Annotated in this window: 15 protein-coding genes; 10 read left to right on the forward strand and 5 right to left on the reverse strand. The window is 67.9% G+C overall.

All coding sequences use genetic code 11. The features are described from left to right. Nucleotides 1–52 precede the first annotated feature (52 nt). Entirely contained in the window at nt 53–2,185 is a 2,133-nt protein-coding gene (locus tag AC1M0F_RS10490) for an alpha-galactosidase (RefSeq protein ID WP_480238165.1), read from the reverse strand. Between the two features lie 90 nt (nt 2,186–2,275). Here AC1M0F_RS10490 and AC1M0F_RS10495 point away from each other — a divergent pair, with 90 nt between their 5' ends. The 7 genes from AC1M0F_RS10495 (at nt 2,276) to AC1M0F_RS10525 (ending at nt 8,991) form a co-directional block, all read left to right on the forward strand. Beyond that, complete coding sequence (locus tag AC1M0F_RS10495) at nt 2,276–3,031, forward strand: sugar phosphate isomerase/epimerase family protein (RefSeq protein ID WP_480238166.1); 756 nt, start codon at nt 2,276–2,278, stop codon at nt 3,029–3,031. After that, nucleotides 3,028–4,134: a Gfo/Idh/MocA family protein gene (locus tag AC1M0F_RS10500; protein WP_480238167.1), complete on the forward strand. Its 1,107-nt coding sequence runs from the start codon at nt 3,028–3,030 to the stop codon at nt 4,132–4,134. The genes AC1M0F_RS10495 and AC1M0F_RS10500 overlap by 4 nt, the downstream gene beginning before the upstream one ends. Before the next feature lie 163 nt (nt 4,135–4,297). Further along, the gene (locus tag AC1M0F_RS10505) at nt 4,298–5,512 is read left to right on the forward strand and encodes an ROK family transcriptional regulator (protein ID WP_480238168.1); all 1,215 of its coding nucleotides are present in this window, start codon (nt 4,298–4,300) and stop codon (nt 5,510–5,512) included. A gap of 14 nt (nt 5,513–5,526) precedes the next feature. After that, a complete protein-coding gene (locus tag AC1M0F_RS10510) occupies nt 5,527–6,480 on the forward strand; it encodes an N-acetylglucosamine kinase (RefSeq protein ID WP_480238169.1) in 954 nt (317 codons plus the stop codon). A gap of 29 nt (nt 6,481–6,509) precedes the next feature. After that, on the forward strand, nt 6,510–7,472 hold the full coding sequence (locus AC1M0F_RS10515; RefSeq protein WP_480238170.1) for a cation diffusion facilitator family transporter: 963 nt from the start codon (nt 6,510–6,512) through the stop codon (nt 7,470–7,472). Between the two features lie 70 nt (nt 7,473–7,542). Next, a complete protein-coding gene (locus AC1M0F_RS10520; RefSeq protein WP_480238171.1) occupies nt 7,543–8,121 on the forward strand; it encodes an HhH-GPD-type base excision DNA repair protein in 579 nt (192 codons plus the stop codon). Nucleotides 8,122–8,157: 36 nt separating this feature from the next. Beyond that, on the forward strand, nt 8,158–8,991 hold the full coding sequence (locus AC1M0F_RS10525; protein WP_480238456.1) for a universal stress protein: 834 nt from the start codon (nt 8,158–8,160) through the stop codon (nt 8,989–8,991). A 32-nt stretch (nt 8,992–9,023) separates the two neighbouring features. On the opposite strand, the gene tadA is transcribed toward AC1M0F_RS10525, so the two are convergent. The 4 genes from tadA to AC1M0F_RS10545 all read right to left on the reverse strand — a co-directional run bounded on the left by tadA (nt 9,024) and on the right by AC1M0F_RS10545 (nt 12,287). After that, nucleotides 9,024–9,491 carry a tRNA adenosine(34) deaminase TadA gene (gene tadA / locus AC1M0F_RS10530; protein WP_480238172.1) on the reverse strand — a complete coding sequence of 156 codons (468 nt, stop codon included), beginning with the start codon at nt 9,489–9,491 and terminating at the stop codon, nt 9,024–9,026. A gap of 28 nt (nt 9,492–9,519) precedes the next feature. Continuing rightward, a complete protein-coding gene (murQ, locus tag AC1M0F_RS10535) occupies nt 9,520–10,524 on the reverse strand; it encodes an N-acetylmuramic acid 6-phosphate etherase (protein WP_480238173.1) in 1,005 nt (334 codons plus the stop codon). A 75-nt stretch (nt 10,525–10,599) separates the two neighbouring features. After that, a complete protein-coding gene (locus AC1M0F_RS10540) occupies nt 10,600–12,132 on the reverse strand; it encodes a glycoside hydrolase family 3 protein (RefSeq protein ID WP_480238174.1) in 1,533 nt (510 codons plus the stop codon). Continuing rightward, complete coding sequence (locus tag AC1M0F_RS10545; RefSeq protein ID WP_480238175.1) at nt 12,129–12,287, reverse strand: hypothetical protein; 159 nt, start codon at nt 12,285–12,287, stop codon at nt 12,129–12,131. The genes AC1M0F_RS10540 and AC1M0F_RS10545 overlap by 4 nt, the downstream gene beginning before the upstream one ends. 115 nt (nt 12,288–12,402) lie before the next feature. On the opposite strand from AC1M0F_RS10545, the gene upp reads away from it, so the two are divergent. From upp to AC1M0F_RS10560, 3 genes are all read left to right on the forward strand, one after another. Then, the gene (upp, locus tag AC1M0F_RS10550; RefSeq protein WP_480238176.1) at nt 12,403–13,035 is read left to right on the forward strand and encodes a uracil phosphoribosyltransferase; all 633 of its coding nucleotides are present in this window, start codon (nt 12,403–12,405) and stop codon (nt 13,033–13,035) included. A 560-nt stretch (nt 13,036–13,595) separates the two neighbouring features. After that, the gene (locus tag AC1M0F_RS10555; protein WP_480238177.1) at nt 13,596–14,294 is read left to right on the forward strand and encodes a winged helix-turn-helix domain-containing protein; all 699 of its coding nucleotides are present in this window, start codon (nt 13,596–13,598) and stop codon (nt 14,292–14,294) included. Between the two features lie 45 nt (nt 14,295–14,339). After that, nucleotides 14,340–15,080: a formylglycine-generating enzyme family protein gene (locus tag AC1M0F_RS10560; protein ID WP_480238178.1), complete on the forward strand. Its 741-nt coding sequence runs from the start codon at nt 14,340–14,342 to the stop codon at nt 15,078–15,080. The last annotated feature ends 10 nt before the right edge of the window (nt 15,081–15,090 follow it).

The raw sequence follows: 15,090 nt of genomic DNA on the forward strand, positions 1-15,090 counted from the left end.
GATCAGCGGAGCGCGCTCGATCAGCGGAGGGCGCTCGATCAGCGGAACGCGCTCACACCGCCACCAGGTGCACGAGCGCCGCGTGCTCCGGCTGCAGCGGCGGGGCCTGGATGCCGACAGCGGCCAGTGCGCGGCCGGACAGCACGACTCCCCCGTCGTCCTGCCAGCTCGGCGCAGTGTTGTTCGTCGAGAACGGCGCGCGTGGACCAACCGAACTCACCCGGTATCGCGTATCCGGGGCGAGGCCAGGAATCCGGACCAGGCCAGGAGGCCACGTCGACGGGCGGGCGAGGAGTGCGAATTCGAACAGGGCCTCGGAGGCATCCTGAGCGACGATTCCGTGGGCGATGAGCTCCTCGATGGGGTGGTCGACCCTCACCGTCCTGCCGCTGTGGATCAGCGAGCGGAAGCGCTTGTGCAACGCGACCCATTCCGCGACCTCGGCACGGTCGGCCTCGCTCGCATCCGACAGATTCCATTCGATGCCGTAGTGCCCGAACAACGCCGTCGACGCCCGGAAGGAGAGGTCGTGGGTGCGTCCGGTGGTGTGCGAGCGAGGGCTGCCGATGTGACTGCCCGTCAGTTCCGGCGGCAGGAGCTGGGCGGTCCAGCGCAGGATCTGCTGCCGCTCCAGCGGGTCGATGCAGTCACTGGCCCACACCCGGTCGGTGTGCTCGAGCACACCGAAATCGACGCGGGCACCCCCTGACGAGCACGACTCGATCTCGAGACCGGGATGCCGCGCCTTCAGCTCGGCGAACATCCGGTAGATCGCGAGTGTCTGCTCGTGCACGCCTGCCGCGCCCGTCACCGTGGACCCCGCGTCGACGAGGTCGCGGTTGTGGTCCCACTTGAGGTAGTCGATCCGGTACTCGGTCACGAGACTCGAGACCGAGTCGAGGATGTGCTCATATGCCTCGGGGATCGCGAGGTTGAGCACCTGCTGGCGCCGCTGCTCGAGCGGGAGCCTGCCTTCGGTCTGCAGGATCCAGTCCGGGTGCGCGCGGGCGAGGTCCGAGTCAGGGTTCACCATCTCGGGCTCGAACCACAACCCGAACTGCATGCCGAGCCTACGCACCTTCTCCACGAGCGGGGTGAGACCGTCCGGCCAGACATCCGGGTCGACCCACCAGTCGCCGAGGCCGGCGTCGTCGCTCCGCCGGGCATGGAACCAGCCGTCGTCGAGGACGTACCGCTCCACGCCGGCTGCCGCCGCGTGTTCAGCCAGTCGCAGGAGCGGCTCGAGCCGGTGGTCGAAGTACACGGCCTCCCACACATTGAGCGTGACCGGCCGCACCGACGACGGATGCGACGACCGCGACCGCAGCCACTCGTGGAACCGGGCGGCCTGGTCGTCGAGTCCCCTGCCCCATGAGCCGTAGATCCACGGTGTCGCATAGCTCTCGTCCGCTCCGAGGACCACCTCTCCAGGGAGCAGCAACTCGCCGCCACCGAGCACGGTCCTGCCGCTCGTCATCCGCTCGAGGTAGGAGACGTGGTTGCCGCTCCAGCCGACGTGCATCCCCCAGGTCTCGCCCGAGCCGAAACCGAATCCTGGCTCTCCTGCGGTCAGTACCGTGGCGGCGTCCGCTCCTGTGCGGCCGCGTCTGGACTCCCGCAGATGGGTTCCGACCGTGATGGCGCGGCGCTGCGGCACGCGCTCCTTGGCCCAGCGCCCCGCCTGGTCGAGGGTCTCCGTTGCCACCGGCGGCACCGGGAGGGCCACCACGAGCCGGTGCACCTCGTACTCGGGTCCCGCCAGGTTCGTGACGGTTGCGCGGGCACGAAGCAACCCGGACGCCGCGAGTTCGATGTCGATGTCCAGTCGGAGGCCGGCCGAATCGTCGTGGGCGATTGCGCGGATGCCGGTGCTGTCGGCGTCGTAGGACACGCGGGAGAATCGCGGAGACCAGTCCCCGCCGCCGGCACGCCGACCCATGAGGCCAGGCGCACCCAGCCAGCCGGCGCTGTGCTCAGGGACGAGCGACACCCTGACGGGCACGTCGACGGAATTCTCCAGCAGCGGCGCGACCGTCGCGGCGAGATCGTCGAGGTCGGCCTCCGAGCACTCGCCGAGGTCTGCGCCCCAGTGGAGGATGGCGGGGAGGGCATCGGACGGGCAGTCGACAATCACGCTCACACCGTGGGAGCGCAGATGGATGCGGTCACTGTTCGTCGGGGTCATGCTTTCCCTTTCCTCGGCTGCTCTGGCGTGGTACTACTATCTTAGGCAAGTTAACTAAGTCGCGAAAAACAACCAAGGATGATGGAGTCCATGCCTGTATTTCCCACCCCTTCCCTGCAGCTCTACACCGTGAGGGATGCCCTCGAAGCAGACTTCGCCGGAACGATGCGACGCATCGCCGACATCGGCTACCGCCAGGTCGAGCCGTTCAATTTCATCGAGAAGGCCGACCAGCTCGAGTCCGCGTTTGCTGAAACAGGCCTCACGGCGCCGTCGACCCACGTCGGCCTGCTCCGGCTTGATGACCAGCGGCCCGCGTTCGAGGCAGCCGTCCGTCTCGGGATCGGACTCGTCATCGACCCTCACGTCGACCGCACATTGTGGACGACCGCCGAGGACGTGGCAGCCACCGCCGACAAGCTCAATGCGGCCGCGCGCCTCGCTGCCGAGTTCGGGCTCACCGTCGGCTACCACAACCACCACTTCGAACTCGAGAACCGCATCGACGGCCGCCCTGCCCTCGAACTTCTGGTCGACGGGCTCGACCCGGCGGTCGTCCTCGAGGTCGACACCTACTGGGCGCAGGCGGGCGGCGTCGACCCTGTCGACCTGCTCGAACGCCTCGGCAGCAGGGTCGTCGCGATCCACATAAAGGACGGCGACGGCAGCCTCGACCCGAAGAAGCAGGTCGCGGTCGGGTCAGGCACACTCCCGATCTGGTCGATCATCGACGCCGTCCCCGATCTCAGGATCGGCGTCGTCGAGCTCGACGACTTCGATGGCGATGTCTTCGACGCCGTCGCCGACAGCTACACCTACCTCACCTTAGGAAAGGCCACCTCATGAGCGGCGCGGGCCCCGTCGGCATCGGCATCATCGGTGCCGGCGTCATCAGCGAGACGTACCTCGAGAACCTGACTTCGTTCCCGGATGTCACGGTGCACGCGGTCGGGGACCTCTTCGAGGACTCGGCGGCGAAACGCGCGGCGCAATTCGGGATCGAGACCAGCGGCGGCGTCGACGCCGTGCTCTCCCACCCGGACGTCGAAATCGTCGTGAACCTCACGATACCGACCGCCCACGTCCCCATCGCGCTCGACGCGATTGCGGCAGGCAAACACGTCCTCACCGAGAAGCCGTTCTCCCTCGACCGGGAAAGCGGTCACCGCCTTCTCTCCGCAGCGGCCGCTGCCGGCCTCCGCGTCGGCTGCGCACCTGACACCTTCCTCGGGGCCGGTCTGCAGGCCGCGTTCCGGGCCATCGACGAGGGCCAGATCGGCACACCGTTGTCTGCCCTCACGCTGATGCAGTCCCCTGGGCCTGAGGCCTGGCATCCGAACCCCGCCTTCCTGTTCCAGGAGGGCGCCGGCCCGCTGTTCGACATCGGCCCGTACTATCTCACGGCACTCGTCCAGGCATTCGGATCGATCGCGCGCGTGGCGGCGTCCGGGTCGACTGCGCACCCGCGCCGCACGATCGGCTCAGGCCCGAAGGCGGGTGAAGAGTTCGACGTGACCGTGCCGTCCCACGTCGGCGCCTTGCTCCAGTTCGAGGCCGGTGGGTCCGGGCAGAGCATCTGGAGCTTCGACTCCGCGCTCCGGCGCCACGGCTTCGTCGAGATCTCCGGAACAGAAGGCACTCTCGTGCTCCCCGACCCGAACAACTTCGACGGAGACCTCGTCATCCATCGCCGCGGAGCCGAGAGCCCCGAGGTGCTCGCCTCCACCGTCGCCAGCTCCACCCGGGGCACCGGCGTGCTCGAACTCGCGCGGGCGATCCGTGAGGACCGACCCCACCGGGCATCCGGCGAGCTCGCATTCCACGTCGTCGACACGATGGTCTCGATCGCCGAATCAGTCGAGTCAGGGGAGTTCGTCGCGGTTGACAGCACTGCGCCAAGCGTGCCGCCGCTCCCGGCGGATTGGGATCCCCGCGCAGCGACCCTGTAACCCTCGAACGACGATCTCGATCACGCCAGGCGGCTGACGGCCTCGGATTCGCGAGAATTCCAGACAATGAACCGCTCGCGACGATAGACTGTGGCCGGTTCCTCACGGAACCGGCCACTTTCTTCATGCACTTTATAAAGCAAAGTTAGTTAGTATGGTCGTCGTGACCGAAAAACCTCGACGCCGCGCCTCCTCCAAAGGGAAGACGCTCGACCTCATCCGCTCTGCCGGCCCGATCAGCCGGGTGGAACTCGCCGAGCTCACCGGCCTCACGCAGGCGACGATCTCGACGGTCGTCCGCGAACTCCTCGCAGACGGCGTCATCAGTGAGACCGGCCGCGGCGAGTCCACAGGCGGCAAGCCGAGGATGCGGCTCGAAATCAACCCTGCGTCGCGCCTGGCCATCGGCGTCCACGTCGGGCAGGACTACATCACCTACATCGTCGCCGACCTGGGCGGCACCGTCGTCGGCCGGAAGCGCGTCGGTGGCCCCGGTGACGCCTCACCTGTCGCGGTCGTCGCACGCATGGCGGAGGACATCGAGTCCCTCATCGCCGGCCTCGACCTCGACCGTTCGTCGATCGTCGGGATGGGCCTCGCCATCCCCGGCCCCGTCGACCGGGGGAACGGCACGGTCCGCGGAGTTCCGTCGCTCACCGGCTGGAGCGATTTCCCCATCCGCAAGGCCCTCGCCACCACGACCGGCCTGCAGTGCGAGTTCGACAACGACGCGACGGCGGCTGCGATCGGCGAGTACTGGCTCGGTGCGACCGCGGGCTACGAGAGCTACGCGTCCGTGTACATGGGTTCGGGCATCGGGTCCGGAATCGTCATCGATGGCACGATCTACCACGGAGTCTCGTCGAACGTCGGCGAGATCGGGCACCTCAGTGTGGACGCCAGGGGGCTGACCTGCCCCTGCGGCAACATCGGCTGTCTCGAGCTGTACGCCGGACCCCGCGCGATCGTGGAGAAGGCGGCGGATGCCGTCGCTAAAGGCACCCTCGACCTGCAACTGACCGGCAACATCTCCGTCGACTTCGCAACCATCAGCAGTGCGGCAGCCAGGGGCGAGGCCGGGCCGCGCGCTCTCATCGAGGAGTCGGCCGACTACCTGGCGAGCGCCGTCGTCTCGATGGTCAACCTCCTCGACCTCCAGCTCATCGTCCTGGCCGGGAGCGCGTTCTCCACCGCCGGATCGATCTATGTGCAGACCATCGCGCGTGCGCTCGATGAACGTGCGCTGGCCCGGGGCATCCACGGTGTCGAAGTGCGGATGTCGGTGAACGGCAACGACGCAGCGGCATTGGGCGCGGCCACTCTCGTCCTGCAGGACCGCCTCTCCCCCCGCTCACTGCGTTCTGTCACGTTCGCCTGATCCACGGAACTCTCATGACTCTCCCCCTCCTCCGCCTGTCCATCGACGGCGGGCAGACCGGCGCGCGGCTGCGTCTCACCGACAACGGCCGTGTTGTGAGCGAGACGGACGGGCACGGCATCCTCACCGACCGCCCGGTCGTCGACCAGATCGCGGATCTGGCCATCGGCCTGTCCGCGAGCACCGGCCAGCGGATCGACGAACTCGCCGTCGGCACGTCAGGGCTCACGCCAGCAGCGGCCAACCCGGACGCGCTCCTCGCCGCCACCCGGCAGATCGGAGTGCAGAGGGTCGCCCTTGCCCACGACTCGATCACCGGCTACCTCGCGGCGAATGGGACCGCCCCTGGTGTGATGCTCGCCGTCGGCACCGGAGTCGTCGTGCTCGCGCTGTCCGAATCGCGGGTGGCCAAGGTCGACGGCTGGGGCTTCCTCCTCGGCGACGCAGGCAGCGGCTACTGGATCGGACGGGCCGGACTCGATGCCGCCCTCCGGGCGTTCGACGGCCGCGCGCCGCACACGAGCCTCGAGGCAACCGCGATCGAGTTCTTCGGGCCACTCGACGAGGTGTACATGGTTGTGCAGGCCGACCCGAAGCGGGTGTCCCGTATCGCTTCCTTCTGCCGACCGGTTGTCGACGCCGCAACCGCCGGCGACGCCGCCGCTCACGCCATCGTCACCGCAGCTGCCGGCGAGCTGGCCCACTCGGCGGCCAGCGCGCTGGCGCGAGTCGGCTGGCAGAGGGGGCAGCCCGCCAGGGTCGGTGCCGTCGGGGCGCTTCCCACCCACGCGGCCATCCTCAGGGAGGCTCTCTCGGTCGCTCTCGCCTCGCACGCGCCTGGTGCAACACTCGAGCAACCTCTCGGCAGGCCGCTCGATGGAGTGCAGGCCCTTCTCGACGTCGCGCCGGGGCATCCCCTCAGCGAATTCATCCACACCGCCGGGTTGCTGCCCGCTGTCGCGGAGTAACTACACTTCCTACAGACACAAGGAGAACCATGAGCGCATCCGGCGGGACGAAGGCAATTCTCGCGGCGTTCCTCGCCAACACGGGAATTGCGATCACCAAGTTCATCGCGTTCGTGTTCTCGGGGTCGTCGTCGATGCTGGCGGAGAGCGTCCACTCGCTCGCTGACGCCGGCAACCAGCTCCTGCTGATCTTCGGCGGCCGCCAGGCCAAGCGTGCGGCTGACAAGGAGCACCCGTTCGGTTACGGCCGTGAACGCTACGTGTATGCCTTCGTGGTCGCCATCATCCTGTTCTCGGTCGGTGGTGTGTTCTCGATCTACGAGGGCATCGAAAAGCTCAGGGAGCCGCATCCCATCGAGGTGCCGTGGCTGCCGCTCCTGGTGCTCGCCATCGCCATCGTTCTCGAGTCCCTCTCGCTGCGCACCGCCGTCCGCGAATCGAACCACGTCCGCGGAACGCAGACCTGGGTGCAGTTCGTCCGCAGGGCCAAGGCGCCCGAACTCCCCGTCGTCCTGCTGGAAGACGTCGCCGCCCTCCTCGGCCTCACCTTCGCCTTCATCGGCGTCTCGGTCAGCGTGCTCACCGGCGACGGGACCTGGGATGCCATCGGCACGCTCTTCATCGGCGCGCTGCTCATCGTCGTTGCCGTGCTTCTCGGCATCGAGACGAAGAGTCTCCTGGTCGGAGAGGGCGCCACAGACGCCGACGCGGATGCCATCACGGCCGCGATCGAGAGCGGGGACGAGGTCGAGAAGCTCATCCACATGAAGACGCTCTACCTCGGCCCTGACGAACTGCTCGTGGCCGCCAAGCTCGGGTTTCCCACCGACCTTCCTCTCGCCCAGGTGGCGAAGCAGATCGACGTCGTCGAGGAGCGCATCCGGGCTGCGGTCCCGGCGGCGCGCGTCATCTACCTCGAACCGGATGTCTACCGCCGCCCAGCCGCCGAGACCCCGGCCACCGAGACCATCGTGCTCAAGAGCGAGGATTGAGCGGACGGCGCTCGCGTCGGCGCCCGGTCACGGGATCGCGCCGCGTGCTGCCGAGTGGTAAGCATGAGGCATGACGCCGCACCTGACGATCACCGGAGACCGCACAGCAGACGATCTGCTCGGGGCCGACCCGCTGGCGCTGTTGATCGGGATGCTCCTCGACCAGCAGGTCCCGATGGAGACGGCGTTCGCAGGCCCGGCGAAGATCCGGGACCGACTCGGCTCGTTCGACGCCGCGACGATCGCCGGCGTCGAACCGGAGGCATTCGTCGAACTCTGCCGCACTCCACCCGCCGTCCATCGCTATCCAGGCAACATGGCCGGACGGATCCAGGCACTCTGCCAGAGCCTCGTCGAGAACTGGGACGGGGACGCGTCAGCCCTGTGGACGCGCGGCGACCCGGACGGCGCTGAGGTGTACCGCAGGCTCGCCGCCCTCCCCGGTTTCGGCGACCAGAAAACCAGGATCTTCGTTGCTCTCCTCGGCAAGCAGTACGGCTTCGACGGGGACGGCTGGCGTGATGCAGCCGGATCATACGGCGACGACGGCAGCCACCGCTCCGTCGCCGACATCGTCGACGCCGAGTCGCTCGCGAAAGTCCGCGAGACCAAGCGAGCAGCCAAAGCCGCCGCGAAGAAGGCCCCCTGAGAACCGAGCGAGAGTGAGGACCCCGTGTCGAATCGGATGCTTGTCGGTGTGAGGACCCTGGACACCAGCGCGGCCGCCGTGCGCTGGGCGGCCAGGCGCGCGGCCTCTCGTGGGCTCGGGCTGCACCTCGTCCATGTCGTCGACGAAGGGATCCGCCGGGCAGGAAACGCCGGTCTCCTCTCGGCAGCACGTTCGGAAGTGGATGCCATGCTTGCGTCCGCTTCCGATCTCGCCCGGGCCGGCTCGCCCGGGCTCGACGTGACAACGAGCACGGGCGAAGGTGACCCGCTCGGGGAACTGGTCCGGCTGTCGCAGGACTCGGACATGGTCGTCGTCGGCAGCGATTCGACCGGCGACACGGCGTCGAGCGGGCACGGGAACCGGGGCTTCCGGATCGCGGCCGCCAGCACGACACCGGTCGCCGTCATCCCCACCCTCGACCTGAGCGGACGTGACGGCGTCGTCGTCGGCGTCGACGGATCGCCGATCTCGGAACATGCGCTGGCCTTCGCCGTCGAGGAGGCCGACCGGCTGGGCGAACCGCTCATCGCTGTGAACGCCTGGCCGAACCCCGTCGTCTACGGCTATGACCTCGCGTTCCCGGTCGAATACGTGGAAGACCTCACGGAGATCGGCAAGGAGACGCTCACGCGCTCGCTCGACCAGGTGATGGGAGCGCATCCGAGCGTCAGCGTTCGCCGCGTCGTCGCCGAAGGGGACCCGACGACGGTGCTCCTCGAGGAGGCGTCGAACGCGTCACTCGTCGTCGTCGGAAGCCACGGCCGTGGGGCCGTCGCCCGGTTCCTTCTCGGGTCCGTCAGCCACGGTGTCCTCGCCAGGCTCGCGGCGCCGACGGTGATCGTGCGCTGAGCCGCCGCGCTCGGATGAGGGTGGATGCCGCGTCAGCGGCCAGACCGGAAGAAGTCGGTGAGAAGCTCGCCGCAGGCATCCGCGTCGACGCCGGACACGACCTCCACGCGGTGGTTGAGCCGTCGGTCGCGCAGCACGTCGTAGACGCTGCCGGCTGCGCCGGCCTTCTCATCCCACGCCCCGAAGACGACCCGGGGAATGCGGGCGGCGAGGATGGCCCCTGCGCACATCACGCAGGGTTCGAGCGTGACGTACAGCGTGGCATCCGTGAGGTGCCAGTCGCCTGATGCTTCGGCGGCGGCGCGAATCGCCTCGACCTCGGCGTGCGCCGTCGGATCCTGCCTGGCCTCGCGGGCGTTGCGGCCGGTTCCGAGGAGACGACCTCCGGCCGTGACGACGACGGCCCCGACCGGGACGTCATCCGTCGCGAGTGCGGCCCTGGCTTCGTCGAGGGCACGCCGCATCCACTCGTGGTCTGCTGGGTCGACGGGCAGTGGCATGATCCTCCCTCATTGCTGCGTCGTCAGCCTATTCGAGCGAGGCCGCTCCTGATCGCTGCCTGTTACCTTCATCGATCTCCCTGCCGTCCGCCAGGGTTGCCCGCCTGATCGCCCGTCGAAGGAAGCCGTCGTTGTCTGCGAGCACCCGCAGCGCGTCAGCTGCATCGACCCCACCGAGGTGAACGAGAATGGCTGCCTTCACGGAGCCGCCCACGTCGGCCAGGGTCGCCACGGCGGTCGCCTCGTCGACGCCTGTCGCCAGCATGACCGTGCGCTCAGATCTGGCGCGAAGCTTCTCGTTGCTGGCTTGCAGGTCCACCATCAGGTTGCCGAAGGTTTTGCCGAGTCGGACCATCGTGATCGTTGAGATCATGTTGAGGACAAGCTTCTGGGCCGTCCCTGCTTTCAACCGCGTCGACCCGGCCAGGATCTCGGGCCCGACGACGACGTCGATCGCAACGTCGACCGCTTTGGCGAGGTCGGATGCCGCGTTGCACGCGATGCTCGCCGTGAATGCACCTCGCCTCCTCGCCTCTCGTGCGGCAGCCACCACGTACGGCGACCGCCCAGAAGCAGAGATACAGATGACAGCGTCCAGCGGGGTGACGTTCAGCGCTGCGAGGTCGGCACGGCCGGCTGATTCGTCGTCCTCAGCGCCTTCGACCGCAGTGAGGAGGGCATCCCGTCCCCCGGCGATGACTCCCACGATGACGCCGGGATCGATTCCGAACGTCGGAGGAGCCTCACTTGCATCGAGCACGCCCAGTCGGCCGGGCGTTCCAGCGCCGACATAGATGATTCGTCCCCCCTGATGCATCCGGGCAACGACCTGGTCGACGGTTGCTGCGATCGCGTCGCCGGCAGCGGCGACGGCTATCGGAACCGTCGCATCCTCGGCGCCCATCGCACTGACCAGGTCCCTGGTCGACAGCAGGTCGAGCTCGCCGTAACGAACATCGACCTGTTCAGTGGCGAGCGACTCGAGGACCTCGTGTAGGGGGTTTCCTGGCCGTGCAGCAGTCGTGTCATCCACGAGTCATCCTCATTTCGTTGCGAAGCCCGGTCAGGGAAGCCACGGGCAACCGGGATGCTTCTGAGTGCACGTCTGTCACGCCTTGCTCCCTGTGCGAAGCATACGCGCGACGACGGTGGCACTTGCCAAGGAGTTGCCGAGCGTCTCGATGATCGGGCCGAGCACGCGCGCGCCTTCTGCGGTTGGCATGCCGACGTTGATGACGACGGCGTCCGGCCGGAGGCTGCGGATCACGGCGAGCGCCTCCGCCTGCGGATCGGAGACCCCGATCCGATCGACGATCACGACGAGCCCATCGGGCGCAGATGAGACGGCCGAGCGGATGGTGTCGGGTGACGCTTCGTTCGACACCGGCCCCAGGCGGAGGCTCTCAGCTGAGGCGCCGTCGGCGGCGAGCGCCGTCGTGAAAACGTCGGTTTCGGTGGCAACGGCGATCGTCGCCCGATGGCGAAGATCGAGAACTCGAACAGCTCCGACGAGCCGGGGAATCCTGCCGCCGGTTCGTATCGCTGCGGCGACGATACTGTCGGTGCTGACCAGGGGAGATCGGGCGTCGCCTGCGGCACGGCGGAGACCACTGAAGTCGTCGGTCCACCGGCCCAGGTCGGCCACGTTCGCGGCGGCACGCTCGAGAACAGCAAGGGGCAGCGTGCCGTCGTCGATGGCGTCGCTGATCGCGCGTCTCACGTCGAAGTAGGCATCAGCGTCGGCGGCCGGTCCGCTGTTTCCGGGGTTCGCAGGGTTGCCGATGCAGAGAAGGTCCGAGCCGGCGATGAGCGCCTGTACAGCCCCGGGGCCGGAACCCACCGTGCCCCGAATCGCTGCCATGTCGAGGGCATCCGTCACGATGGTGCCGGTGAATCCGCGCTCGCGCAGCGAGCCCAGGATCGCCGGGTTCAGGGTCGCAGGGCGCGCGCCATGCCCTGGCACGAGGATGTGTGCCGTCATGATGGCACGCACACCGGCCGCGATCGCGGCGTCGAACGGTGGCAGGTGCTCACGGAGCATCAGGCCCCAATCGCTGTTCGAACGCGGCAGGTCCGTGTGCGAATCTGCACTCGTGTCTCCGTGCCCGGGGTAGTGTTTCGCGCAAGCCACGACTCCGCCGGCCTGGATACCCTCGACCATCGCGGCCACGTGTCGTGCGACGAGGATCGGGTCGGTCCCGAACGAGCGCACGCCGATCACCGGGTTGCGCGGTTCCGTGTTCACGTCGGCGTCAGGCGCAAGCGCAACGTTCACACCGGCTGCCCCGACTCGGCGGGCAAGCTCGCCACCGGTCGCCCGGGTCAACTCCTCGTCGTCGACGGCGCCGAGCTGGGCATGGCCGGGCAGGGTCGACCCTCGAGCGGCTTCGAGCCTGGTGACGTTTCCGCCCTCCTCGTCTATACCGATGAGAGGGTGATTCGCCACCGAACGCATGGCACTCGTGAGGCCTGGCAGCTGTTCAGGGTCGTGTTCGTCGATGTTCTGCGCGAAAAGTACCGCACCGGCGAGTCCCCCGGCGAGCTCCTGACGGAGCCAGTCTGGGATGGCTCGGCCGAGGAAACCGGGCCAGAGGACGCCGCGGATGAGCGCGAGAACGGCGGGGTCGTTATGCGCACTCATCGCGACGCGACCGCGCCTCGTTCGACAGACCACGCATCCCGTAAGAGCACGATCGACACCGGCATGGCGATCATCGTCGATGCCGCCTTTCCGGGGACCCGTCGCCGGAACACCGTCGAGAGAGGTCGTCGGAACAGCTGCTGCGGCGTCGGCATGAAAATAGTATTCACTGGGGCGCGCTCGTTTGCAAAGGATTTTCATGCGCCTACGACACCAGGTGATGGTCCAGCCGGGGAGGTGGATCCGCCCTGCACCCGGTAGGTTTGACCCATGCGAGTGCACGTAGCGGACCACCCCCTGATCACCCACAAACTCACGGTGTTGCGTGACCGGACGACTCCGTCTCCGGTGTTCCGCGCGCTGACCGAAGAGCTGGTGACACTCCTGGCCTACGAGGCCACCCGCAACGTGCGCACCGAGAGCGTCGAGATCGAGACCCCGGTGACCACGACGACCGGTCTTGCGATCAGCCAGCCGCGCCCCCTCGTCGTCCCGATCCTGCGTGCAGGACTCGGCATGCTCGAGGGCATGGTCAAGCTGCTGCCGACCGCCGAGGTCGGCTTCCTCGGCATGGTGCGCAACGAGGAGACCCTCGAACCGACGACATACGCCGAACGTCTGCCGGATGATCTGTCCGACCGCCAGTGCTTCGTGCTCGACCCGATGCTCGCCACGGGCGGCTCGCTCGGCGCCGCCATCGAATTCCTCTTCAAGCGCGGTGCGGTCGATGTGACCGCGATCTGTCTCCTCGCCGCCCCCGAGGGGATCGCGGCTCTGGAGAAGGCGACAGAGGGACGCGATGTCACCATCGTCCTCGGCGCACTCGACGAACGTCTCAACGAGCAGGGCTACATCGTGCCGGGCCTCGGGGATGCGGGCGACCGCCTCTACGGCCTGGTCTAGACCCCTCCACTTCCACGCGGGCGGCGGCACCGTGCACCGGCGCCCATGGGCGCCCGACCACACCCTCGGCACACGATGCCGACGCCCGCTGCGCCAGAATTCACGACGCAGGTCCTTGCGACAGGTCGCGAACGGCTGGGTGCGCTTCGAAGGTTCTTTTTACAAAGTCAAGTCTTTACGCAGAACCTTTCGATTTTTGAGTTTTTTCGTCATGCGGTGCAAAGATTTGACACACCGCGACACCGTGCTGTTAACTCAACGACATGACTGATAACGCGTATCCCCTGAGCTCCCTTGAGCCTCGTGGAACTGCGGGCATGATGATGGCCCGTAGCGCAGTCGTGTGTTGTCGAATGTGTCGCTAACCGCGTAAACCGTCGCCACGCTCTCGCCCGACCGATCTCGTCGCCGCGTTGCGTCCCGGATGCCACACCTCGCATCCGTTCCGGCCGCCGCACAGGCCACATTCCGAACCGCCGTCAGCTGACGGCATCCGTCGCACCCGCTTCGTGCGGTGACCGCGGTTCGACGCATCACATCATCCAAAAGGATTCCCCCTCATGTCTCTCGTTCACGCAACCTCTTTCGCACCGTCCACCACCGTCGCCGCCAACACGCCGGCAGCCGCTCCCCGCCTCCGCGCCGTCCCGGCCGGGACCGAAGCCCGCGGCTTCGTGCTCTACGTCGGGATCGATGACGCCAAGGCAGCGGCCGCCGGAACGAACCTCGGCGCGATCGTCCAGGCCCTCAAGGCCCTGGCGGCCGAGCTCGCTCCGACGTCCGAAACGTACGCGGCTGTGGCACTCGCTCCCGAGGGAGCAGGCGGCCGTGACGTCGACGTCGTCCGGCTCGCGCTTCAGGACCCGTCGGCCCTCGCCCACCACCGCCAGGCCGATGACGAAGAAGAACTCGACCGTGCTCACGCCGGCGTCGTCATCGACATCTCCCGCAAGCGTCTCGTCCTCGACAACGACTCGGTCGGCCTCACCTACAAAGAGTTCGAACTCCTGCAGTACCTGGTGCTCCGGGAGGGTCGTACGATCGACCGCGCGGAACTCATCTCGTCGCTCTGGAAGGCCGGCGACGAGGACGAGGTCCCCAACGAGCGCACCATCGACGTGCACGTGCGTCGCCTGCGCGCCAAACTCGGCCGCTACGAAGACATCGTGCGCACCGTCCGTGGCGTCGGCTACCGCTTCGACCGCCACGCCGACGTGTCGATCCGCCACTCCTCGACCCCGTCACCCGACCTTTTCTGACGGGCCCGTCGCGAGCGGATGCCCGTGACGGGCTGGGTTCGAGGGATGTTCCATCCCCTCGTCGATCTGGTACCGATCCCCGGGGGAACGATCACCCTGCGCGACGCGCGCACAGGGTCGGCCCGTGATGTCTCGCTGGTGCCGTTCGAGATCGCCACGACCCCGGTGACGGACGAGGACGGGACACCGAAGCATCCGGTGACCTGGTGGCAGGCCGTCGAGTGGTGCAACCGTGCGTCCCTCACAGCCGGGCTCGACCCGGCGTACGTCCTCACCGCTGGCTCGGTCGAGTGGAACGTGCACGCGGACGGGTATCGCCTGCCCACTGAAGCGGAATGGGAATGGGCGTGCCGCGCTGGGACGACCGCGCCGACGTACGGACCGATCGACGTCATCGCCTGGACGGCGGATGATGCGGTGACCGGACCGCAGCCGGTCGCCCGAAAGCGCCCGAACGCCTTCGGCCTCTTCGACACCATCGGGAACGTGTGGGAGTGGTGCTGGGACTATGCGGATCCGGCTCGCTACGGCGACTACCGCACCCTTCGCGGCGGCGGCTGGGCCGACCGCGTGTGGAGCGCCAGGGCATCCGTCCGCCGGGGCAGCGCACCGGACGCGGTGCTCGAGGATGTCGGCTTCCGGATGGCGCGTGGCTCCGTCGGGACGCCTGGGGCGCGGGAGGCGCAGGGCTGGTCCGCCGACGCCGACGACCGCAGGGGGACCGTCTCCGGGCCGCTGCCGATCGGCTGGACACCTCTCGGGCGACGCAAGCAGGCGAGGCCGTGAACCAGCCCTC

This window comes from Mycetocola sp. Y719, assembly GCF_056713205.1.

What these genes read in the sequence shown, in the direction of transcription:
- AC1M0F_RS10500 (WP_480238167.1), top strand. Translation starts at nt 3,028, where the DNA reads ATGAGCGGCGCGGGCCCCGTCGGCATCGGCATCATCGGTGCCGGCGTC.
- AC1M0F_RS10490 (WP_480238165.1), bottom strand. Translation starts at nt 2,185, where the DNA reads ATGACCCCGACGAACAGTGACCGCATCCATCTGCGCTCCCACGGTGTG.
- AC1M0F_RS10545 (WP_480238175.1), bottom strand. Translation starts at nt 12,287, where the DNA reads ATGCCGACGCCGCAGCAGCTGTTCCGACGACCTCTCTCGACGGTGTTC.
- AC1M0F_RS10555 (WP_480238177.1), top strand. Translation starts at nt 13,596, where the DNA reads ATGTCTCTCGTTCACGCAACCTCTTTCGCACCGTCCACCACCGTCGCC.
- AC1M0F_RS10560 (WP_480238178.1), top strand. Translation starts at nt 14,340, where the DNA reads ATGTTCCATCCCCTCGTCGATCTGGTACCGATCCCCGGGGGAACGATC.
- upp (WP_480238176.1), top strand. Translation starts at nt 12,403, where the DNA reads ATGCGAGTGCACGTAGCGGACCACCCCCTGATCACCCACAAACTCACG.
- AC1M0F_RS10510 (WP_480238169.1), top strand. Translation starts at nt 5,527, where the DNA reads ATGACTCTCCCCCTCCTCCGCCTGTCCATCGACGGCGGGCAGACCGGC.
- AC1M0F_RS10495 (WP_480238166.1), top strand. Translation starts at nt 2,276, where the DNA reads ATGCCTGTATTTCCCACCCCTTCCCTGCAGCTCTACACCGTGAGGGAT.
- AC1M0F_RS10525 (WP_480238456.1), top strand. Translation starts at nt 8,158, where the DNA reads ATGCTTGTCGGTGTGAGGACCCTGGACACCAGCGCGGCCGCCGTGCGC.
- AC1M0F_RS10515 (WP_480238170.1), top strand. Translation starts at nt 6,510, where the DNA reads ATGAGCGCATCCGGCGGGACGAAGGCAATTCTCGCGGCGTTCCTCGCC.
- AC1M0F_RS10520 (WP_480238171.1), top strand. Translation starts at nt 7,543, where the DNA reads ATGACGCCGCACCTGACGATCACCGGAGACCGCACAGCAGACGATCTG.
- tadA (WP_480238172.1), bottom strand. Translation starts at nt 9,491, where the DNA reads ATGCCACTGCCCGTCGACCCAGCAGACCACGAGTGGATGCGGCGTGCC.
- AC1M0F_RS10540 (WP_480238174.1), bottom strand. Translation starts at nt 12,132, where the DNA reads ATGAGTGCGCATAACGACCCCGCCGTTCTCGCGCTCATCCGCGGCGTC.